The following is a 21,131-nucleotide window of genomic DNA, read 5'->3' on the forward strand; positions in this document are numbered from 1 at the left end:
CTAGGATCGCACTCGATGATCGAGCTCGACGAGGACCACCGCGCCGCACTGGTGCGCCGCCTGAACCAGGCCACTGCCCAGATGACCACCGCGGCCGTCTCGGCCATGGAGGAACGACTGCCGTGGTTCCGCGACATGGACGCCGAGGAGCGTTCGTGGATCATGCTCGTCGCCCGCGGGGGCATCGACGGTTTCGCCAGCTGGATCCTGGCCGCTGATCCTGCGCACACCTCGTCCACTGCCATCTTCGATCGCGCCCCCCGCGCCCTGACCCGCCGGGTGAGCCTGTTGCAGACGGTCGAACTCGTGCGCGTCACCATCGCGGTGGTCGAGGAGGAGATCGAGGCGCTGTTGCCCGAGGAGGACCGTGAGGTGCTGCGCTCCGCCGTGGTCGAGTACTCCCGCGAGGTCGCCTTCGGCGCCGCTGAGGTGTACGCACGGGCAGCGGAGATCAGGGGGGCCTGGGACTCACGCCTGGAGGCCCTGGTCGTCGACGCAGTCGTGCGCTCCGAGACCGACGAGACGGTCATCTCCCGAGCCTCCACCCTGGGATGGGTGGCCGGCACCAAGGTGGCCGTCGCCGTCGGACGAGCCCCCGACCTCGCGGAGCGAGGGCTCGAGGACGTCCGTCACGCGGCCGATCGGCACAAGCTCGGCCTGCTCGCCGCCGTGCAGGGTGACCGCCTGGTGCTGATCATCTCGGGAGCGACCATCACCGATCCCAGTTCGGCAGTCGAGGCCGCCGCCTGGTTGGCTCCCCACTTCGGTCCGGGGCCGGTGGTGGTGGGTCCGCTCGTCGACGACCTGGTCGACGCCTCAACGTCGGCCCGTGCCGCCATCGCCGGGCACCGGGCGGCCATCGCGTGGCCCGAGGGTCCCCGCACCATGGCTGCAGCTGACCTGCTGCCCGAGCGCACGCTGATGGGCGACGGTCACGCCCGTCGCGCCCTCGTCGACGAGGTCTACCGCACCCTGGAGCACGCCGGCGGCGACCTGCTCGCCACCTGTGTGGCCTTCCTGGACCAGTCCGGCTCTGTCGAGGCGACCGCTCGTGCGGTCTTCATCCACGCCAACACCGTGCGCTACCGGCTGAAGCGCATCCAGGAGGTGACCGGCTACTCCCCCATGGACTCCCGTGACGCCTACGTGCTGCGGCTGGCGATCACCCTGGGCCGACTGACGGCGGGACGGCCCGCCCCGGCCCGCGGCTGACCTCTTCGCGCTTGCCACATCGGGCCGTGCAACGGGTGAATCACACCCGTGTGATTCATCTTTTCCGACAAAGCTCTCCGCCTGAGACACCACCGTCGCCATTCGGGTGAAGCTCCGCGGTGACCCAGGGTTGTGGGAACCCCACAACAGCCCCGGAACAGTTTCGTTGCCCCAGTCCGCCCGTCCAAGGCCAGCGACCGGCAGAGTTGACCTCGTGCTTGCCATCGTCGCGCCCGGACAGGGCGCCCAGACACCCGGCTTCCTGACGCCCTGGCTCGAGCGGGATTCGTTCCGCTCGACCTTGGCGCACCTCAGCCAGGTGGCCTCGCTCGACCTGGCCCAGCTGGGCACGCGGGCCGATGCCGAGACCATCCGCGACACCGCCGTGGCGCAGCCGCTGCTGGTGGCCGCCGGGTTGGCCACGGCCGACGAACTCCTGGCAGGGACGGGACCGCTCGACCCGGAGGTCGTCGTCTCCGGGCACTCCGTCGGCGAGATCACGGCAGCCGCCCTCACCGGCGTGGTCTCCGCCGAGGACGCGATGGCCTTCGTGAGCGAACGAGGACGAGGCATGGCGGCCGCGTCGGCGCTCCGTCCGACGTCGATGACCGCCGTCGTCGGTGGTGACCCCGCCGAGGTGCTCGCCGCCATCGAGGCCCACGGCCTGACGGCGGCCAACAACAACGGCTCCGGCCAGGTCGTCGCCGCCGGCACCGTCGAACAACTCTCCGCGCTCGCCGCCGATCCCCCCGCCCGCGCCCGACTGTTCCCGCTGAGCGTGGCGGGCGCCTTCCACACGGTGCACATGGAACCTGCGCAGGCCGCGCTGCGGGCCCTGGCCGATGCCATGACCACCCACGACCCCAGGGCCCGCCTGCTGAGCAACCGCGACGGCGCCGAGATCGGTTCGGGTGCCGAGGTGGTGGCCCGCCTGGTCAGCCAGGTGACCAACCCCGTTCGCTGGGACCTGTGCCTGGCGACGATGCGCGACCTCGACGTCACCGGCCTGCTCGAACTGGCCCCGGCGGGGACGCTGACCGGCATCGCCAAGCGCAACCTCAAGGGAGTCGAACTGTTCAACCTGAACACCCCTGACCAACTCGACGACGCGCGCGAGTTCCTCGCCCGACACGTCACCACCACCCCCACCCAGCACGAGAACGGGACCAACTGATGAGCCTGCACGCCAGCCAGGGCGCCAAGTACGCCCGGATCCTGTCCGTCGGTGGATACCGGGGCAGCCGGGTCGTCGACAACGCCGAGATGTGCACCATGATCGACTCCTCCGACGAGTGGATCCGGCAGCGGACCGGCATCGTCGAACGGCGCTGGGTCGCCGAGGGTGAGACGCCCCGGACGATGGCGGTGGCCGCGGCGCGCAAGGCGCTCGAGCGTGCGAACCTCACCGCCAACCAGATCTCGACCGTCATCGTGTCGACCGTCACCCACTTCAAGCAGACTCCCTCATTGGCCGTGCTCGTCGCCGATGACCTGGGCTGCGCCGCCCCGGCGGCCTTCGACATCTCGGCCGCCTGCGCCGGCTTCTGCTACGGCGTGGCCCAGGCCGAGTCGTTGGTGCGATCGGGAGCCAGCCAGTACGTGCTCGTGATCGGGGTCGAGGCCCTCTCGCTGGTCACCGACTTCACCGACCGCTCCACCGCCTTCCTCTTCTCCGACGGCGCCGGCGCCGTGGTGATCGGACCTTCCGACACCCCCGGCATTGGACCGGTCGTGTGGGGCTCGGACCCCTCGCAGGCCGATGTCATCGAGATCGACGACTGGCACGCCACCCACGAGTCGGACGCTCCGGGACCCTTCATCACCATGGAGGGCCAGAAGGTCTTCCGGTGGGCGACGACGTTCATCTCCGACAAGGCGCGCGAGGCCCTGAGGGTGGCTGGGCTCACCCCCGAAGAACTCGACGTCTTCATTCCCCACCAGGCCAACAACCGCATCACCGACTCGATGCTGCGTCACCTCAAGTTGCCCGAGTCGGTCGTGGTCAGCCGCGACATCGTCGGCATGGGCAACTCCTCGGCTGCGTCAGTGCCGCTGGCGATGGAGGCCCTGCTCGAGTCGGGCGAGGCGCAAAGCGGCCAGACCGCACTCACGATCGGTTTCGGCGCAGGCCTCGTGTTCGCCGGGCAGGTCATCGTCCTCCCCTGAGGCGCCACCCCCACCAGACTTCCTGCGGACTACTCGAGTGTTCGCAGGGACGGAGCACCCGCTCCACCCCAACCACACCAAGGAGGGCCACATGGCCAGCACCGAAGAGATCCGCGCGGACCTCGCCGAGATCGTGAACGACGTGGCCGGCGTGGCCGCGGACGACGTCCAGCTCGACAAGTCCTTCACCGATGACCTCGACGTCGACTCGCTGTCGATGGTCGAGATCATCTACGCCTGTGAGGAGAAGTTCGGCGTGTCGATCCCCGATGAGGACGCCAAGAACCTGAAGACCGTCGGCGACGCCGTGGCCTTCATCGAGCGCGCCCAGGCCTGAGCCTGATCGGGTGGGTCGACCACGCCCTACCGGGGCGGTGGTCGACCCACCTCGCGCATCACCAACAAGCAGCACTGGAGCACTCCATGACTACTGTCGTGATCACCGGATTCGGCGCCTTCACCCCGTTGGGAGTCGACGCCCCCAGCACCTGGCAGGCCATGCTCGAGGGCGTCTCGGGCGCCCACACCCTGCCCTACGAGTGGGCCCGTGACCTGCCCACCAACTTCGCCGCGGAGACCGTGGGTGACCCTGCCGAACGGATCGACCGCGTGGCGGCCCGTCGCATGGACCGCTCCACCCAGCACGCCGTCATCGCCGCCCTGGAGGCCTGGGCCGATGCCGGCCTGACCCTCGGCGACGACAACGGCATCGACCGCGACCGTCTCGGTGTCTGCTGCGCCTCAGGCATCGGTGGCATGCAGTCGCTGCTGGGCCAGTGGGACGTGCAGAAGGAGAAGGGCTTCCGCCGGGTCAGCCCCTTCACCATCCCCATGCTGATGGCCAACGCGCCAGCCGCCAACGTGGGCCTGAAGCTGGGTGCCCGCGCCGCCATCCACACCCCGGTCTCGGCCTGCGCCTCGTCGAACGAGGCCATTTCGTTCGGGCTCGACATGCTGCGTCTGGGTCGCGCCGACATTGCCGTCGTCGGTGGCACCGAGGCCGTCATCCACCCCCTGCCCCTGGCCGCCTTCGGCCAGATGCAGGCCTTGTCGCGTCGCAATGATGCCCCCGAGAAGGCTTCGCGCCCGTGGGACGTCGACCGCGACGGGTTCGTGCTCGGTGAGGGCTCGGCGATGATGGTGATCGAGACGCTCGAACACGCCCAGGCCCGTGGGGCGAAGATCTACGGCACCCTGGCGGGCGCCGGCATCTCGGCCGACAGCCACGACCTGGTGCAGCCCGACCCCGAGGGACGAGGTCAGGCCTCCGCCATGGTGAAGGCCCTCAAGGAGGCCGACCTGCAGGCCGCCGACATCAGGCACATCAACGCCCATGGCACCTCGACCCCACAAGGGGATCGTGCCGAGGCCGGTTCGATCGCTCTGGCCCTGGGTGACACCTCGGGAGTTCTCGTGAACTCGACCAAGTCGATGACCGGTCACCTGTTGGGTGGCGCCGGCGCCGTCGAGACCTTCGCCACGGTGATGGCGCTCAACACCCGCACCATCCCCGGCACCATCAACATCGAGAACCTCGAGCCGGGGCTGCCCGTTCAGATCGCCACCAGCACCACCGCGCTGCCCGAGGGCGACCTGGCGGGTCTGAACAACTCGTTCGGCTTCGGCGGCCACAACGTGGTCATCGCCGTCACCAACGCCAACCAGAGCCGGTCACTCCGTCCGGCTGAGTGAGGGGTCGGGGTCGGCCGGGCTCCTCGCCCGGTCGATCGCTCTTGCTCGGGTGAGCCCTGCGCTCAGACCACGTGGTGCAGCCAACGCACTTGGTCGTCCTCTGCTCGCCTGAAGGGTTCCAGCTCGGCGTCCCACGGGGCGCCCAGCAGGGCCTCCAGTCCGTGGTGCAGGTCGGTGCCACGGGCGACAGAGGCAGCCATGGCCTGCCTGATCCGATCCTCGTGGACGACGATGTCGCCCACCTCGTTGGTGGCCGCAGCGAACACCCCCAGGCTCGGGGTGACCGACCAGCGCTGCCCCGCGCCACCCGATCGGGGGGTCTCGGTCACGTCGAATCGCACGCGCTGCCAGCGGGCCAGTTCACTGGTCAGGCGAGCGCCCGTGCCAGCGCGCCCCGCGAACGCCAGTTCGGCCCGCCAGCTGTTGGGTTCGACGGGTTGGGGCTTCCACTCCAGATGTGTGGGCACGCCGATCACGCCGCCGAGCGCCCACTCCAAATGGGGACGCAGAGCAGACGGCGTGGAATGGATCTGAACGACCCCCGTGACGGGCTGGTCGGTCATGGTCCGGCTCGAGATCATCGTGTGCCTCCTCGTCCAGATGAGCCTTCCCCAGCCGTCTGGTCGCGGTCGCACGATGACCTTGTGCCGATTGTGCATCATTCCCAGCGGTCGTGCCAGCCCTAGCATGTGGCCATGACCCAGCACCCGCTCCCCGAATCCACCACTTCTGCGGCATCGACCCGTCCCCGACTGGTCACGGTGGACGAGGCGCTGGCCGGTGCACCCTCTTGGTCGGAGCTCCGGGCCGACGGCGAGCGCCTGCTGTGGCTCGAGTCGCGCCCCACCGAGAACCGCCGCACCACCATCGTCGACGGCGACGGTGTCGAACTGACTCCCGCCCCGTTCTGCGTCCGCTCGCGGGTGATGGAGTACGGCGGCGGCGCCTGGGACGCTCGCAACGGTGTTGTGGTGGCGGTCGACGACGTCCGCAACCAGGTGATCGAGGTGGCCACCGACCGACCCGTGACCCCGGCGTCCCAGCAGGTGCGCTACGGCGGGCTGCAGGTGCACCCGAACCTCGACCTCGTGCTGGCAGTGCGCGAGGACCACCGCGGCCCCGGGGAGGCCGTGACCACAGTGGTGGCGCTCCGGTTGTCCGGTGGCAACGACGACTTCGGACGGGTGCTGGTCTCCGGTCCCGACTTCGTCGCGGGACCACGCCTGTCGCCCGATGGGCGCCTCGCCTGGTTCGAGTGGAACCACCCCGACATGCCCTGGGACCGGAGCGCTGTCCGCACTGCTCCCCTGGCGTTCGAGGAGGACGGGACCGGATGGCAGCTGGGTCAGGTCACGACCGTCATGGACGAACCGGAGGTGAGCGCCCAGCACCCACAGTGGGACGTGGACCCGTCCGGCAGAACCACGCTGTGGTTCACGGCGGACGAGTCGGGGTACTGGAACCTCCACTCGTGGACGCCGGAGCAGGGATCGAGCCTTGTCTGGCCGGTCGACGCCGACTGCGACCACCCGGTCTGGACGCTCACGGGTCCCTCATGGGCGGTCAGCGGCGGACGGCTGCTGGTGCACCAGATGGTGCAGGGCTGGCCCCGTCTTGTCGTCATCGACCTCGTCGCCGGGGTCGTCCGTCACCCGGAGTTCGACGGACTCGCGGAGGTGCGGTCGTGTGTGGTGGCCGGGAACGAGGCCCACGCCCTGGTCGGCCTGGTCGCGGCCGGCGACGCCCTCGTGCGGGTGCGGCTGGACGAGGACCATCCCAGGGTGACACTGCGCGCTGGTGGACGTCGGCCCGACTGGCAGCCCACCCTTCCCACCAGCATCACCGTCAGCGGCAGCAATGGCGACGTGCAGGCATGGCTCTACCTCCCCGAGCCCGCCGAGCACGCACCGGCGCTGATCGTGAAGTCGCACGGTGGCCCGACCTCGTCGGCCTCGATCGCCCACTCCCCGCTCAACGACTTCTGGACGAGCCGCGGCTATGCGGTGGTCGACGTGAACTACTCCGGCTCCACCGGATTCGGACGTGACTACCGCAATCGTCTCCGTGGCCAGTGGGGCCTGCTCGACGTGGCCGACTGTGTCGCGGTCGTCGACCATCTGGTCGACGCAGGCGCAGTCGATCCCCGCAAGGTGAGCATCACCGGCGGGTCGGCGGGTGGCTACACCACGCTGCAGTCACTCGTCTCGACCGACCGCTACACCGCCGGCGTCAGCAGGTACGGGATCGGCGACCTGGTGATGCTGGCCACCGACACCCACAAGTTCGAGAGCCGCTACCTCGACTCGCTGGTCGGCCCGTGGCCGGCGGACGAAGCGACCTACCTCGCGCGATCACCCATTCACCACGTCGACCGGTTGTCGACCCCGATGCTGATCCTGCAGGGCAGCGACGACAAGGTCGTGCCCCGCAACCAGGCCGAGGCCATGGCCGAGGCCGTCCGCTCGAAGGGTTTGCCCGTCGAACTGAAGCTGTACCCCGGCGAGGGCCACGGATTCCGTGGCGGTGAGGCACGCCGCGACGCGCTGGAACGAGAGCTCACCTTCTACGAGCGACTGTTCGGATAATCTCTGCGACATGCGCCCTTCCCCCCAGAGTGCCGGCCCGTCCCCCGATCCCACCCCGCGTGTCCGGTGGTCGCCTCCGACCGCGGTGAGGATCTCGGTGCTGGCGCTGGCCACGACGCTGACCGCGGCGGGACTGTTCGGTGGCACCGCTCACGCCGAGACCACTGCTGAACTCGGGCCGGCCCTGGCGCCCCCCACCGCAGTCGCACCGGCCACGACGTCGACGGGCGTGAAGCCCGCAGCCGATGCCCTGACCAGCGAGGCGCTGGCGCGGCTGAACAGCTACCGCAGCCAGTTCGGGGTGCCGGCCGTGACCGAGAACAGCACGTGGTCCCAGGCGGCCGTGGCGCACTCGAACTACATGGCCCTCAACGGCGTCGTCACCAACGCCGAGGACCCCGCCCTACCGGGCTACACCGACGCAGGCAACGTCGCGGCGCAGAACTCCCACGTCGCCCTCGGCTACACCACGCCGACGTCATTCGTCGATGCCTGGGCGGCGTCACCGTTCCACCTGATCACGATGTTGTCGGGCAGGCTCACCACCTCGGCCTACGGCCAGGCCACCCAGTCGGGCCGCACCGCCGCCACCCTGAACGTGCTGCAGGGTCGCACCGGAGCCGAGCCCACCAGCGGGTGGCCCCGCACCTGGCCCAAGGGCACCACGACCATGCTCGAGATGTCGGACGGCTCCTATCCCGACCCCGCCGCCGGCTGTGGCGCTCCCGTGGGCAGTTGGTACGGCACGGCCAACCTGATCGACTACGGCCCCTCGGCCACCGTCACCTCCGCCACTGCCACCCTGGTCGAGGACGGGAGCAACGTCCCCGTCTGCGTGCGGACGGCGAGCAGCTACTCCAACCCCACGGCCCGAGCGTTGATGGCCGGCAAGGTGCTCGTCATCCCGATGCGCCCGCTCACCCTGAACCGCGGCTACACCGGCACCGTGACCACCGCATCCGGCACCCACGTGTACCGATTCGACACGGGCAACCCCGCCTCGGGCGTGACCGGCGACCACAACGGCGACGGCCTGGCAGACATCCTCGCGGTGCGCGGTGACGGCGACCTGTACTTCTACCAGACCAAGCCCGGGCCCAGCGTCGCCCCCGGGGTGGTCGTGGGCCGTGGTTGGGGACCTTGGGACTGGATGGCCGTCGTCCCCGACCTCAACGGTGACAGCCGCACCGAACTGATCGGACGACAGCACGACACCGGGAAACTGTTCCTCTTCTTCGGCCTGGGCCGCGGGCTGTGGAGTTCGGCCATGGAGATCGGACACGGCTTCGACGGGCTCAGCCTGCTGACCGTGGTCAATGACATCACCGGTGACGGATTGCCCGAACTGCTGGGCCGCACCTCTGACGGCTCCCTGTACCGCTACAGCTTCACCGCGGGCGGCAAGTACCTCAACAACACCCGCAAGATCGGCCGCGGGTGGGGCGGGATCGCCACCACCTTCTCCCCCGGCGACTTCTCGGGCGACGGCACTCCCGACCTGTTGGCGGTCACCCAGAGCGGACTGCTCATTCGCTACGCCTTCTCGGGCGGTAGCTTCTCGACCGCCAACGTGGTGGGCCGAGGATGGCAACCCACCGACAAGCTGTGGTCGCCCGGCGACATCGACGGCAACGGGACCGCCGACCTGCTCTCGGTGCGCAACGGCGGCCAGCTGTACTTCTACGCCAACCGTGTCGGCACGTGGAGTGTCGGCAAGGCGATCGGCAGCGGTTGGGACAGCATGCGACTGCTGACCTGAGGTCAGCCGCGGGCGCCGAAGATCGCGGTGCCCACCCGAACCGTGGTCGCACCATGGGCGATGGCCTGCTCGAGGTCGCCCGACATGCCCATCGACAGTTCGTCCCACGCCCCGCCGAGAACACCCTCGTCGCGCAGTTGCGACTGCAAAGTGCGCATCGTCTCGAAGCAGGCGACGACCTCGCGGGGATCGTCGCTACGGGCGGCGATGGTCATGAGCCCGTCGACACGCAGGGACGAGAACGGTTGTAGCGATCGACAGAACTGCATCACCTCGTCGGGGGCCAGACCGAACTTGCTCTCCTCCCCCGAGGAGTTGACCTGCACCAGCACGCGCAGGTCTCGTCCGGCGGCCTGGAGCCTGCGGTCCAACGCCGCGGCGAGGTCGAGGCTGTCGAGGGCCTGGAACTCCTCGACGTGGCTGACCACGTCGCGGACCTTGTTCCGCTGCAGGTGACCGATCAGCACCCAGGTGGGCATCGGCAGGTCGGTGGCGTCAGGCCAGCCGGTGGCCTTCTGGACGACCTCCTGAACCCGCGACTCGGCGAGTTCGGTGCAGCCCTCGCTGACCGCCTCGACCAGCAGCGGCAGAGGATGGGTCTTGCTCACCGCCAACAGCCGTACACCCGAGGGGTCACGCCCGGCGTCGGCGCAGGCCGCCTCGACCCGAGCCCGGACGGCAGCGAGCCCGGTCATGGCCAGCGGGCGGCCAGTGAGATGACGCTCAGCGCTGCCACGAAGCCACACAGCAGGGCCAGTCCCGCATACCGCTCCGTCACCTCGACGAAGACCTTCTCGTAGCCGATGTCCTGGGCGATCGTGCGGTACACCTTGCCCAGTTGGTCGGCCGACTCGGCCGACAACTTCTTGCCGCCGGAGGCCCGTGCGACGTCGAGCAACTCCCCGTGGTTGACCGGCACGGGCTGACGCACACCGTTCTCGAGCACGTAGCCGTTGGCCGTGCCGTAGGCGATCGTGTAGATCGGAACGTTCAGCTTCTTCGAGTCCTTCGCGGCCTGCAGGGACGAGCGGCCGGAGTTGGTGGCACCGTCCGACAGCAGGACGATGGCAGCCGGGGCGACCGCCTTGGGGTCCTTCGGGTCGGGTGGCACCAGCTTCAGTTGGTCAAGGGAGGTGTAGATCCCTTCGCCGATGGCCGTCGAGGGTTGCAGCTGCAGTCCGTCGATGGCTCGTTCCACGGCGCCACGGTCGGTGGTGGGCGGAACCAGTGGCTCCGCTGTCGCGGCGAAGCTCACCAGCGCGACGTTGAACCGCGGCGGAAGCGACGAGACGAATTCCTTGGCGGCTGTCTGGGCGGCAGCCAGCCGGCTCGGCTTCACGTCCTGGGCCATCATCGAACGGGACACGTCGATGGCCACGATCACGGTCGCACGCTCACGGGGAACCTCGGTGTAGTCCTTCGGCTTGGCGTAGGCGACCACCAGGGAGACCAATGAGAGCACGGCCGCACCGACCGCGAGGTGGCGCTTCCAGGCGCGGTCCTTGGGCAGGATGCGTGAGAGGTTGCTGGGGCGTGACGGCGTGGTGCGCGGACGACGAAGCAGCAGGAAGACGTACAGGCAGGTGATGCCGATCGGCACCAGCAACCACCACAGTCGGTGCGGGAGCAGGAACTCCAGGTTCATGAGGGCCACCTCGCTGCCATCGACACGGCTCCCAGCGCCGCCACCACGGCGAAGGCCAAGGCGTAGAAGGCCCACTGGGCCGTGATCTCGGTCTTGACGTCCTCGTAGCCGACCTCACTGCGAACGTCCTTGTAGACGTTGTTCAGTTGGCTGGCACTGTCTGCCCCCCAGGCCTTGCCCCCCGTGGACTGCGCGATCTGCCTGAGTGCGGCCTTGTCGGGTGCCACCCGTTCTCGCTTGCCGTCGAGGTCGACGTAGCCGGTCTCGGTGCCGTAGGCGATGGTGTAGATCGGGATCTTTCGTTGCTTGGCCTGCGCGGCTGGTCCCGCGGGGGAAGCCCCCTCGGTGTTCTGGCCGTCCGACAGCATCACGATCGCCGCGGGCGCCGGCTTGTCGTCCTGACCCTTGGGTGCCTGGTCGACGGCTTGCAGCGCCTTCGTGATCGAGTCGCCGATGGCCGTGCCCTCCTTCAACTCCAGCGCGCCGATGGCGCGCTGGGCAGCGCCCCGGTCGGTGGAGGGTGGAAGCCTGGTGGCCGGTTTGCCCGACAGTTCGACGATGGCGACGTTGAACCCCGCGGGAAGTCGGGTGATGAACTCGGTGGCGGCCTGCTTGGCTGAGGTGAGTCGATCGGGTGAGACGTCCTTGGCCTTCATCGACAACGAGACGTCGATCACGACCACGATCGTCGCCCGCTCGCGGGGCACCTTCTCCTGACCCACCGGACGAGCCCACGCGAAGGAGAGGGCCACCAGCGACAGCAGCATCATGGCGACCGTCACGTGACGGCGCCAGGTCGACTGCTTGGGCATGATGCGGTCGAGCACGGCCGTGTTGGTGAACCTCATGCCCAACTGGGAGCGCCGCAACAGGATGATGACGTAGGCCAGCACCAGCAGCGGGATCAGGGCCAGCACCCACAGTCGTCCCGAGTTCATGAACTCCGGCAACCAGCTCATCGGCTGACTCCCTCCATCGACTGACTCCCCCTCATCGGCTGACACCCTGCGGCGGGGCGTGCAACATGCTCGCGACCCGCCGGTAGCCCAGCACGAACCGGGCGATGTCCTGCACCCAGTCTCTGTCGGTGCGCAACTGGATGTGACCGACCCCGGCCCGGCGCAGGGCGATGGCCACTCGTTCACGTTGGGCGGCGGAGGCGGCATTCATGCGGGCCCTGGCCTTCTCGTCGCCGGTGTTGACGTAGCGCGCGAAGTTCGACTCGGGGTCCTTGATCAGCATCTCGCCGACGTCGGGGAACTCCAGTTCGTGGGAGTCGACCACCTCGACGCACAGCACCTGGTTGCGCACCGACAGCCTGCGTAGGGCGCGTTCCCAGTCGGGGCTGACGTTGGGGTCGAGTTCGGCGTCGCCCGGGGAGAGGAAGTCGGAGACGACCACTCTCATCCCGCGGCGCCGCTGGGTCCGGCTCAACTGTTCGATGCCGGCGGCCAGCGTCAGCTCTCCGGGGGCATGGTCGGGGACGATGGGTTCGTCCAGCATGGTGCGCAGCAGCCCGTACAGGGCCGAGCGGCCGGAGCGGGCCGGAAGCCGTTTGATGGAGTCCTGCCGCATCAGCATGCCGCCGAAGCGGTCACCCATCTTCTGCGACAGGAAGCCGATGGTGGCGATGGCCGCGATGCCGAGGTCACGCTTCGTGACACCGTCGGTACCCCAGTTCATCGACGGGGTCACGTCGAGCAGCGCCCACACCTCGAGTTCACGGTCGGCCATCGTGTCGCGCACGTGGGGCACCGTGGTTCGCGCCGTCACCGCCCAGTCCATCTTGCGCACGTCGTCCTGGCCGGGCTGGTAGATGCGTGCGTCGTTGGCGTCCGAACCCGGCCCGGGCAACAGCCCGAGGTGGTCACCGTGGAGGAAGCCCTCGAGTCGACGCACGATGGTGAGTTCGAGTCGGCGAAGAGCAGCCTCGGGTGCCAGCCGGTTGAGCGGCAGGCTCGGACCTGTCGGGGCGGCCAGCACGGTCGCTGCGACCCCGACGTCGGATCGGTTCGGTGCTGGGGCTCCGCCGAGCGGCGGGCCCGGTGGCGGTGCGAAGGACGGGTGTTGGGTCATCTGGTCCGCCACACCGGGTCAGCGGAACTCGGGGTTGTATCGACCCTGTTCGTGGCTGGCCTGGCGCTGTTGCTGGTTCCACACCGGCGTCGGTGCGGGCACCATGGCCAGGATGCGCTCGACCACACTGGCGGGCTCGATGTTGTCGGCGACCGCATCGAAACCGAGCACCAGCCGGTGCCCCATCACGTCACGAGCCACGGCCTGCACATCGGTGGGCATGACGTAGTCGCGCCCGTGGATGAGGGCGAGGGCACGGGCGGCCGCCACGAGTCCGAGCGTGGCTCGCGGGGAGCAGCCGATCTGGATGACGCTGGTGAGGTCGGGCATGCCGAACTCGTCGGGGGTGCGCGTGGCGAGCACGATGCGGACGATGTACTCAGCCACCAGGTTGTGCACGAAGACGTTGGAGGCCATGTCCTGCAACTGCAGCACCAGGTCGGGGTTCAGCACCCCATTGGCCTCGGGAGGCCGCACGCTCATACGGCGCAAGATCTCGAACTCCTCGTTGCCGCGGGGGTAGGGCACGTCGACCTTGAGCAGGAAGCGGTCACGCTGTGCCTCGGGCAGGGGGTAGACGCCCTCGGACTCCACCGGGTTCTGGGTGGCGATCACGATGAACGGCTTCTTGGCCGGGTAGGTCACGCCTGCGATGGAGACCTGCTTCTCGGCCATCAACTCGAGCATCGCCGACTGCACCTTGGCGGGCGCTCGGTTGATCTCGTCGGCCAGCACGAAGTTGACGAAGACCGGGCCCAGCTCGATGTCGAAGGACTCCTTGCTCGCCGAGTAGATACGGGTACCGACGATGTCGGACGGCACCAGGTCGGGGGTGAACTGCACGCGTGCGAACGAACCACCCACGACGGTGGCGAACGAGCGCACGGCCAAGGTCTTGGCAACACCGGGAACGCCTTCGAGCAGGACGTGCCCCTGGGCCAGCAACCCGACCATCAACTGTTCGACCATGTGCTCCTGGCCCACGATCACCCTCTGCACCTGCTGGATCGCCTGCCCCAGCAGTTCAGAGGCTTCCTTGGTGGTCATGCCCCCGTGGGCCCCAGTCCGGGTGGGCGCCTGTGGCCCTGATGGGTTGGTCACTCACGTCTCCTGAGGTGCTCGGGGTGATTACGCCTTGGCCACGATACCGCCCCCTCGGGTCCACAGCCGCCGTGCTCCGGCGATGTGGTGAGATGGGTGGTGATGTCTGACCTGCCGCACGCCGGACCCGCCTCCGCGCTGTTCCCCGATGACCCACCCAAGGTGGGTGACTTCTGGCTGGACGCGCGGCTGACTGCCGGGCCGTCCGGGGTGGCCTACGTCGGTCACGACGATCACGACAACACCCCCGTCATGGTGATCGTGCTCTCCGACGGCGCGGCGCATGACGCCGCGGCTCGTGACCGCCTGGCCGGTGAGGTCAACAAGCTCCACATCGACACCGTCATCGCCCGCGGCGGACGTGGCCAGGACGAGGGCCGACTGGCCCACACCTTCCGTTCCGAGGACGACGATCCCGTCGATCCCGGCCATGCCCCGCTCGCGCCGTGGGTGGCGTTGGCCTACGACGGCTCCCCGCGCGCCGTCGCCGAGGCCGAGCGTCTGCTCACAGCGGTCGACCTGTCCCGTACGTCGCTGTTGGGACGCCCCAGCGGCCCCGACTACGACCTCCACTGGCGCAACAACCAGCAGCCGGGCACGTCGCGCCTGTGGCCGCTGCCGTGGCCGGGACGAACCGACCGCGCAGGATGGGTGACGACCCTGGTGGCGTGGCTGCTGATGCTGTTGCTGGCCGCCCTCGCGTTGCTGATCGCCGTCCTCATCTTCTCCAAGCAGCCCCCGGTCTCCCCACCACCGCCGGTGCCCACCACCGGCTCCGCCTCCGGCGGCGGATCGGCCTCGCCGTCGTCCTCGGGTTCGCAGTCGGCCTCACCGGAGTCGCCGGGGTCTTCGGGGGGGCACAACTCCCCCACCAAGTCGGCCAGCTATGAGTCACCCGACCCACAGGGGTCGAAGTCGGGTGGGTCACCCACCCCGAACAAGAAGTTGTGATGACCGAGCCCAGACTGGTCGCGACCGATCTCGACGGAACCCTGCTCAATGCCGAGGGTGTGATCTCCGGGCTCAACCAACGCGCTCTCCGTGAGGCTGCCGATCGTGGCATCGAGGTGGTGGTGGCCACTGGCCGGCCGTGGCGCTGGCTGCAGGTGCTCGAGCCCCTCCATGACCTCGACCTGCACGTGCTCACCAGCAACGGTGCGGTGCGCTACGACCTGCACGGTGGAGTGGTCACCTCCCACGACAGCCTCGACGTCGACGTGGTCGCGGAGGTCATCGGCGACCTGCGTGGCGCCGACTCCCGGCTCGGGTTCGCACTGGAACACGTGGACGGGTGGTCGTGCGACGAGGTCTACCTGGCTCATTCGACCGTGGCCGTTCCGGGCGCCACCGTTCGTCCGATCGACGAGGCCCTGAACGTCAGTCCAGCCGTCAAGCTGCTGGTCCGCTCGGCGGACCTGCCCTCAGATCGTCTCGCCGAAGTACTCGCCCCACTCATCGGCGACCGGCTCACCCCCACGTGGTCGTTCGTGGTCTCCCCCGGGTTGCTCGAGATCTCGTCGCCCGGGGTGACCAAGGCCAGCGGACTGCAGCGCGTGCTCGACGACCTCGACATCGCGGCAGCCGAGGCGGTGGCGTTCGGTGACATGCCCAACGACATCGCCATGCTGCAGTTGGTGGGGCGCGGGTTCGTGATGTCGAATGCCCATCCGTCGTTGCACGAACTGGGGCTGCCGGTCGCGGGCGACCACGACGACTCGGGTGTGGGTCGAACCCTGCTCGGGCTGCTCGGTCACGACGACTGATCGCCCCGTTGGCGCGCTTTGGCGTGGGCACTTGCCATCGGGTCGCCCGGGTCTGAAAGAGTTGACTGAACATCCATTCACCCCCACCCCAGGAAGCTTCACCCATGACTCATGCGGCCCTCATCGTCGGCTACGGCACGATGGGCATCTACCACTCACGCAAGCTGGCGGCAGCCGAGGGGGTGACGGTCAAGGGCGTGGTCGACGTCGACCCCCGCGCCATCGAGGAGGCCGAGACCGCCGGACTCCACGGCTACGCGTCGCTGGAGGAGGGCTTGGCTGATCCCGAGATCGATCTCGTCGTGATCACCACCCCCAACGAGGCGCATCACCCGATCGCACTGGCGGCCTTCGCGGCCGGCAAGCACGTGCTCACCGAGAAGCCGGCCATGCTCAACTCGGCCGAGCTGGAAGAAGTGATGGCCGCGGCCGAGGCGGCAGGCAAGGTCTTCACCGTGCACCAGAACCGCCGCTGGGACGAGGACTACCTCGTCATCAAGCAGCTCTTCGACGAGGGGACGCTGGGTCAGGTCACCTACGTCGAGTCCCGCGTCGACGGGTCCCGAGGGATCCCCGGCGACTGGCGCCGCGACCCCGTTCGCGGAGGCGGCATGGTGCTCGACTGGGGTGTCCACCTCGTCGACCGGCTGCTGCTGATGGTGCCCGCCAAGCTCAACCGCGTGTTCTGCCGTCTCTCGCACATCGCCGGCCACGAGGTCGACGACGGCTTCCGCATCCAGTTGTCGTTCGACAACGGCGTGGAGGCCGTGGCTGCGTGCACGACCAACAACTTCATCTCGGGACCCAACTTCCACATGGAGGGTGCCCACGGCACCGCCGAGATCGAGGACTGGGACCTGAACGGCAAGATCGTGCGTCTGCACGACCTCGAGAAGGACTCGGACGCGGTGCCGGTGCTGGCAGGGCAGGGCATGACCAAGACGATGGCGCCCCGGCTCGTCGACTACGCCGCCCGCGCCAAGGTGCAGGACAACCTTGAGATCCTGCCGATCCCGCGCATCCCGGTGTCGATGGACGGTTTCTACACCAACCTGGTCGCCGCCATCGAGGGACGCGAGCAGCCCTTGGTTGAGATCTCGACGGTGCTGCGTTGTTTGAAGGTGCTGGAGGCGGCCTTCGAGTCGCACCGCACCGGTGAGGCCATCGCCTTCGAGGCCTGAGTGGTCAGGGCCTGATGGGTCTTCCCGGTCGGGGGCGGCGTCCACGGACGTCGCCCCCGATCCATGTCCGGGCCGGGTCAGACCACGAGGGGCGAGGCCACCTCGATCCGTCCATGGTCGACCAACCACCGCACAGCCTCCTGGACGGTCTCGCCTGCGCTGTACTTCGGCGCATAACCGAGCAACCGCTGCGCCTTCTGCATCGTGAAACTCTGACTTCGCACCAGGTGCTCCCAGCTCGCATCGGCGTGTTCGGGGGCCAAGCCCTCCCTGAAGGCCTCCCACGAGACGGACTCGAGCACGGGCGGTCTGCCGAACCAGGACGCAGCAAGGGTGGCGTAGCCGCGCACGTTGAGCGCGTCGGCGGCGGTGATGTAGAACTCCTGGCCTGACGCCTGGTCCCGGTGCTCGACTGCACATTCGAACGACTGGGCGACATCGTCGGCGTGCACGTGCGCCATGGTCTCCGCACCCAGACCGGGGATCCTGACTGGTTCGCCGGACGAGAGCCTCGTCCAGACGGTGGGGTCGAGGTTGCCCGTGGGGCCGATGGGTGCCCAACCCGGGCCGCTGATGTGTCCGGGGTGGAGGCTCGTGGTCACCAGTCCCCCGCTGGCCGTCTCCTGCCTCAACAGGCGGGCGATCTCGTACTTGCCGATGCCGTACTCGCCGAAGGGTTCGGTTGTGTTCTCCTCCGACATCGGGATGACCCGGCTGGCTCCCGCGCTCCAGATCGAGCCACAGAACAGGTAGTGCCCGGTCCGGCCCCGCAACCGCTCCACAAAGGCGCCGGCCGAAGCGAGGGTGAAGCAGACCAGATCGATCACGACCTCGCCACCGAGCCCGAGCACTCGGTCGGGGAAGCTCCCCTCGGCGTCCTCCCGCTGGCGGTCAGCCACCACCTGCTCGACCAGTTGCCACTCCGGGGGGTCGACGTAGGGAGTCGACGTCCCGCGGCTGATGTTCACGACCTCGTGGCCGCCCCGGACGAGGCGGGGAATCAGGAACGACCCGATGTGGCCACTCCCACCGATCACAACGATGCGCATGTGCTTCTCCCTCGGTGATGGCCGCTGGCGCAGCCCACGACACCTGCTGTTCTACCGGACGGATGCGCCGAAGGTGGGAAGCGTGGACTCTGATTGGGCCCAGCGTGACGGCTTGGCCATCAGGTGTGGGGTGGGGCGTGCGGGGCTCGAACCCGCGACCCAGGGATTATGAGTCCCCTGCTCTGACCGGCTGAGCTAACGCCCCCGTGCGCCGAGACTGCGACCCGCAGACTCTATCGGTTCACCCGTCCTGCCCACCTTCGGCTGCCCGACGCGCTCCGAGTTGCCCGCCGCTACCGCCTCACATAACCTCTGCTTATCGACTGAGAAAGCAGGAGTCATGACGACCACCCTCCCGATCGGCGCCATCGGCGCCCGCCGCCGCTGGCCCGAATCCGTGGACGACGTGACCGTCCGTCTGGTCGCCGGTCTCGTCCTCGTCGTCGTGCTGGTCACCCTGCTGACCCAGCAGTGGTGGCTCTTCGCCGTGCTGTTCGCGGACTTCCTCAGTCGAACGATCCTCGGCCCGCGCTGGGGTGTCACCTCGCGCGTGATTCAGCGGTTCGTGCGTCCGCGCGTCTCGGTCGGCCGTCGCCCCACCGCCTCGGCACCGAAGCAGTTCGCAGCAGGCATCGGGGCGACCATGACCGGTCTGGCCACCGTCGCCTGGGTCGGATCACTGGTCACCTCCGCGTCGTGGCCGATCGCGGTGGTCTGGGCCGTCGGCGCCATCATGGTGCTGTTCCCCGCCCTCGAGGCAGTGCTCGGCTTGTGCGTCGGCTGCAAGCTCTTCGGACTGCTGGCCCGATTCGGCGTGGTCAATCCCGATCTCTGCGTCGACTGCGCCTGAGCCCGTTCGGCGCGAGCCTCGGCATCAGCTCAAGCCGCCCGCTCGGAGAGCGCTCTCCGCTAACCTCCGGGCATGACCACGCCTGAGCCTGCCCCCTCCTTCGTGCTGGTCGGGTGGGGCTACCGCTCCCGCGCCTGGTGGGAGGCGGCGCGAGGGATCGGCGTCACCTGCGCCGGCATCGTGGTGCGCAGCCCGCGCGAGACCCCAGCTCCCTCGTTCGGATCGATCGCCGAGGCCGTGGCCACCACGGGCGCGCGGTTCGTCGTCTCGTCCGTGGGGTGGACGAGCGCCGCCGCGGTGATCGCCGAATCCGTGGACCTGGGGCTCCCCATCCTGAGCGAGACCCCACCCGCAGCGGACCTCGAGGGATTGGACACCCTGTGGTCACAGGTGGGTGGCTCCGGCCTGGTGCAGGTGGCGGAGCAGTACCCGCACTACCCCTCCCACGCGGCCCGGCTGGCGCTGGTGCGCTCAGGAGCCCTCGGCACTCCCACCCAGGTGCAGGTGAGTTCCACCCAGCTCTACCATGCCGTGGCGCTGATGCGGGCCCACCTCGACGCCCGTCCCGGCCCCGCCCTCGTGACCGCGACGACCACCTCCGCACCCCTGCTGCAGCCCTTGTCACGCGCCGGGTGGACTCCCGACCCGGCGCCCACGGATGCAACCACCACCCACGCGGTGATCCAGTTCGGCGCCCCGGGTGAGGGTCGCAGCGGCGTCTACGACTTCACCGACCTGCAGACCCGCAACCTGCTGCGGGTGCGCCGACTGGTGGTGCGCGGCACCCACGGAGAACTCGACGGCGAGCAGGTGCTGCGCTGGGGAGGACCCGAGACGGTGCTCAGCTCGCGCATCGAACGCCGGCAGTCGGGGCACGACCTGGACATGTCGGGCTATGACTCCGAGACCCTGAGCCACGGCGACCACGTGCTGTGGCGCAACCCGTGGCCGGGTCGACGCTGGTCGGACGATGAGCACGCCACCGCGGCGGTCCTGGCACAGATGGCAACCTGGGTGTCGGACTCCGAAGCGGGATCGTCAGCGCCCGGGCCCTACCCACTGGCGGAGGCCTGCCAGGACGCAGCCATCGGGTTCGCCATCGAGGAAGCGGTGCGCCGGGGCGCCCCGGTCACACTTGCCGATCAGCCCTGGTGGTGACCTTGGTGGTGAGTTCGGCGGCCAGCCAGGCAAGAAAGGCCCCAACTCCCTCCACACCGTCCGCCTGGAGGTCGGCGTGGGCGGCCAACTCAGGCCTCTCGGTCGACCCCGACACCAGGGCAGCCGTAACCACCCCCCGGGCGGCCCACCGGTGCAGTTCCTCGAACGCGGGGAGGTCACCCAAGTCGTCCCCGGCCATCATCACCGTCCTCGGTGAGCCATGCTCGATCAGTTCGCGCAGGGCCTCGGCCTTCGAGGTCGACTGTTCCCTGACCTCGAGCACCAGTTTGCCTGGCTCGAGGTGGAGCCCGTGGGCGCCTGCAACCGCCGCGACGGGACCGGTGAGGGTCTCCAGCGCCCGCTGGGGATCGGCCGCCCTGCGGGTGTGAACTCCCAGTGCACGACCCTTGTCCTCGAGGTGGACGCCGCCCAGCGCTGGATCGCTGGCGGCTCTCTCCTCCACCAGCGACGAGATCTCAGCGACCGCATCGCGGAATCCCGCCGAGACCTCGGGCACCCGGGCCACCCCGGTGGCGCAGTCGAAGCGCTCCACGCCGTACTGGCCCAGCACCACCAGGTGGCCGAAGTCGTCATCGTCCAGCCTGGCCAGCTGCCGCACCGCATCGATCGGTCGTCCGGTCACGATGGCCAGTTGACCGACCCTCGAGCCGAGCGCGAGCAGAGCGGCGCGGGCATCGTCGGAGATGAAGGCGACCGCGGGATCCTCGACCATCGGCGACAACGTGCCGTCGAAGTCGAAGGCAAGCAGGGCGTGCCCCGGGTCGTCCACGATCGCCTGGACGAAGGCCCGCCCTCGGTCGGTGGTCACCTGCCATGAGCTCATGCCCCCACCCTAGTCAGCTGGCTCGTGGCGGCGCCTCGCGAAGCTGACAA

20 protein-coding genes and 1 tRNA gene are annotated in these 21,131 nt (G+C 69.0%); 12 read left to right on the forward strand and 9 right to left on the reverse strand.

Features of this window, described 5'->3' with window-relative positions:
• Positions 1-81: 81 nt before the first annotated feature.
• The 5 genes from QQZ11_RS12795 to QQZ11_RS12815 all read left to right on the forward strand — a co-directional run bounded on the left by QQZ11_RS12795 (position 82) and on the right by QQZ11_RS12815 (position 5,070).
• Entirely contained in the window at positions 82-1,212 is a 1,131-nt protein-coding gene (locus QQZ11_RS12795; RefSeq protein ID WP_446698869.1) for a PucR family transcriptional regulator, read from the forward strand.
• A gap of 214 nt (positions 1,213-1,426) precedes the next feature.
• Complete coding sequence (locus QQZ11_RS12800) at positions 1,427-2,386, forward strand: ACP S-malonyltransferase (protein ID WP_284550687.1); 960 nt, start codon at positions 1,427-1,429, stop codon at positions 2,384-2,386.
• On the forward strand, positions 2,383-3,378 hold the full coding sequence (locus tag QQZ11_RS12805; protein ID WP_446698870.1) for a beta-ketoacyl-ACP synthase III: 996 nt from the start codon (positions 2,383-2,385) through the stop codon (positions 3,376-3,378). Before QQZ11_RS12800 ends, QQZ11_RS12805 begins: the two co-directional genes overlap by 4 nt.
• A gap of 91 nt (positions 3,379-3,469) precedes the next feature.
• Complete coding sequence (locus QQZ11_RS12810) at positions 3,470-3,715, forward strand: acyl carrier protein (RefSeq protein ID WP_022910501.1); 246 nt, start codon at positions 3,470-3,472, stop codon at positions 3,713-3,715.
• An 86-nt stretch (positions 3,716-3,801) separates the two neighbouring features.
• A complete protein-coding gene (locus QQZ11_RS12815; protein WP_284550689.1) occupies positions 3,802-5,070 on the forward strand; it encodes a beta-ketoacyl-[acyl-carrier-protein] synthase family protein in 1,269 nt (422 codons plus the stop codon).
• Between the two features lie 62 nt (positions 5,071-5,132).
• On the opposite strand, the gene QQZ11_RS12820 is transcribed toward QQZ11_RS12815, so the two are convergent.
• Positions 5,133-5,651: a DUF3145 family protein gene (locus QQZ11_RS12820; RefSeq protein WP_284550690.1), complete on the reverse strand. Its 519-nt coding sequence runs from the start codon at positions 5,649-5,651 to the stop codon at positions 5,133-5,135.
• A gap of 114 nt (positions 5,652-5,765) precedes the next feature.
• Here QQZ11_RS12820 and QQZ11_RS12825 point away from each other — a divergent pair, with 114 nt between their 5' ends.
• Entirely contained in the window at positions 5,766-7,655 is a 1,890-nt protein-coding gene (locus tag QQZ11_RS12825) for an alpha/beta hydrolase family protein (RefSeq protein ID WP_284550691.1), read from the forward strand.
• A 10-nt stretch (positions 7,656-7,665) separates the two neighbouring features.
• The gene (locus QQZ11_RS12830; RefSeq protein WP_284550692.1) at positions 7,666-9,414 is read left to right on the forward strand and encodes an FG-GAP-like repeat-containing protein; all 1,749 of its coding nucleotides are present in this window, start codon (positions 7,666-7,668) and stop codon (positions 9,412-9,414) included.
• Between the two features lie 2 nt (positions 9,415-9,416).
• Here the strand turns inward: QQZ11_RS12830 and QQZ11_RS12835 are convergent, their stop codons facing one another.
• From QQZ11_RS12835 to QQZ11_RS12855, 5 genes are read right to left on the reverse strand one after another with little or no spacing between them, the layout of a single operon-like run.
• Entirely contained in the window at positions 9,417-10,109 is a 693-nt protein-coding gene (locus tag QQZ11_RS12835; protein WP_446698858.1) for a YggS family pyridoxal phosphate-dependent enzyme, read from the reverse strand.
• Positions 10,106-11,059, reverse strand: a complete 954-nt coding sequence (locus QQZ11_RS12840; RefSeq protein ID WP_446698859.1) for a VWA domain-containing protein — start codon at positions 11,057-11,059, stop codon at positions 10,106-10,108. Before QQZ11_RS12840 ends, QQZ11_RS12835 begins: the two co-directional genes overlap by 4 nt.
• Positions 11,056-12,018 (reverse strand): VWA domain-containing protein, encoded by a 963-nt coding sequence (locus tag QQZ11_RS12845; protein WP_022910508.1) that lies wholly within the window; start codon positions 12,016-12,018, stop codon positions 11,056-11,058. Before QQZ11_RS12845 ends, QQZ11_RS12840 begins: the two co-directional genes overlap by 4 nt.
• Positions 12,019-12,049: 31 nt before the next feature.
• Positions 12,050-13,135 carry a DUF58 domain-containing protein gene (locus QQZ11_RS12850; RefSeq protein ID WP_284550694.1) on the reverse strand — a complete coding sequence of 362 codons (1,086 nt, stop codon included), beginning with the start codon at positions 13,133-13,135 and terminating at the stop codon, positions 12,050-12,052.
• Positions 13,136-13,153: 18 nt separating this feature from the next.
• Positions 13,154-14,182, reverse strand: coding sequence for an AAA family ATPase (locus QQZ11_RS12855; protein WP_284550695.1), 1,029 nt, complete (start codon positions 14,180-14,182; stop codon positions 13,154-13,156).
• 156 nt (positions 14,183-14,338) lie between these two features.
• Between QQZ11_RS12855 and QQZ11_RS12860 the strand changes: the two genes are divergently transcribed.
• The 3 genes from QQZ11_RS12860 (at position 14,339) to QQZ11_RS12870 (ending at position 17,180) form a co-directional block, all read left to right on the forward strand.
• Positions 14,339-15,187, forward strand: coding sequence for a hypothetical protein (locus QQZ11_RS12860; protein WP_284550696.1), 849 nt, complete (start codon positions 14,339-14,341; stop codon positions 15,185-15,187).
• Entirely contained in the window at positions 15,187-15,999 is an 813-nt protein-coding gene (locus QQZ11_RS12865; protein WP_284550697.1) for an HAD family hydrolase, read from the forward strand. The genes QQZ11_RS12860 and QQZ11_RS12865 overlap by 1 nt, the downstream gene beginning before the upstream one ends.
• Positions 16,000-16,103: 104 nt before the next feature.
• Positions 16,104-17,180 (forward strand): Gfo/Idh/MocA family protein, encoded by a 1,077-nt coding sequence (locus tag QQZ11_RS12870; protein ID WP_022910513.1) that lies wholly within the window; start codon positions 16,104-16,106, stop codon positions 17,178-17,180.
• Between the two features lie 77 nt (positions 17,181-17,257).
• Here QQZ11_RS12870 and QQZ11_RS12875 read toward each other — a convergent pair whose 3' ends face one another.
• Together QQZ11_RS12875 and QQZ11_RS12880 are read right to left on the reverse strand one after the other, a co-directional pair.
• Complete coding sequence (locus tag QQZ11_RS12875; RefSeq protein WP_284550698.1) at positions 17,258-18,229, reverse strand: NAD-dependent epimerase/dehydratase family protein; 972 nt, start codon at positions 18,227-18,229, stop codon at positions 17,258-17,260.
• Positions 18,230-18,360: 131 nt separating this feature from the next.
• Positions 18,361-18,434, reverse strand: a tRNA-Ile gene (locus QQZ11_RS12880).
• A 135-nt stretch (positions 18,435-18,569) separates the two neighbouring features.
• Between QQZ11_RS12880 and QQZ11_RS12885 the strand changes: the two genes are divergently transcribed.
• On the forward strand, positions 18,570-19,079 hold the full coding sequence (locus QQZ11_RS12885) for a DUF4395 domain-containing protein (RefSeq protein ID WP_284550699.1): 510 nt from the start codon (positions 18,570-18,572) through the stop codon (positions 19,077-19,079).
• Positions 19,080-19,151: 72 nt separating this feature from the next.
• Positions 19,152-20,237, forward strand: coding sequence for a hypothetical protein (locus QQZ11_RS12890; protein WP_284550700.1), 1,086 nt, complete (start codon positions 19,152-19,154; stop codon positions 20,235-20,237).
• Here QQZ11_RS12890 and otsB read toward each other — a convergent pair.
• A complete protein-coding gene (otsB, locus tag QQZ11_RS12895) occupies positions 20,209-21,081 on the reverse strand; it encodes a trehalose-phosphatase (RefSeq protein WP_284550701.1) in 873 nt (290 codons plus the stop codon). The two genes, QQZ11_RS12890 and otsB, sit on opposite strands and share 29 nt — an antisense overlap.
• Positions 21,082-21,131: the final 50 nt, after the last annotated feature.

The organism is Aestuariimicrobium sp. T2.26MG-19.2B (assembly GCF_950101875.1).
In the GTDB taxonomy this organism is placed as follows: domain Bacteria; phylum Actinomycetota; class Actinomycetes; order Propionibacteriales; family Propionibacteriaceae; genus Aestuariimicrobium; species Aestuariimicrobium kwangyangense.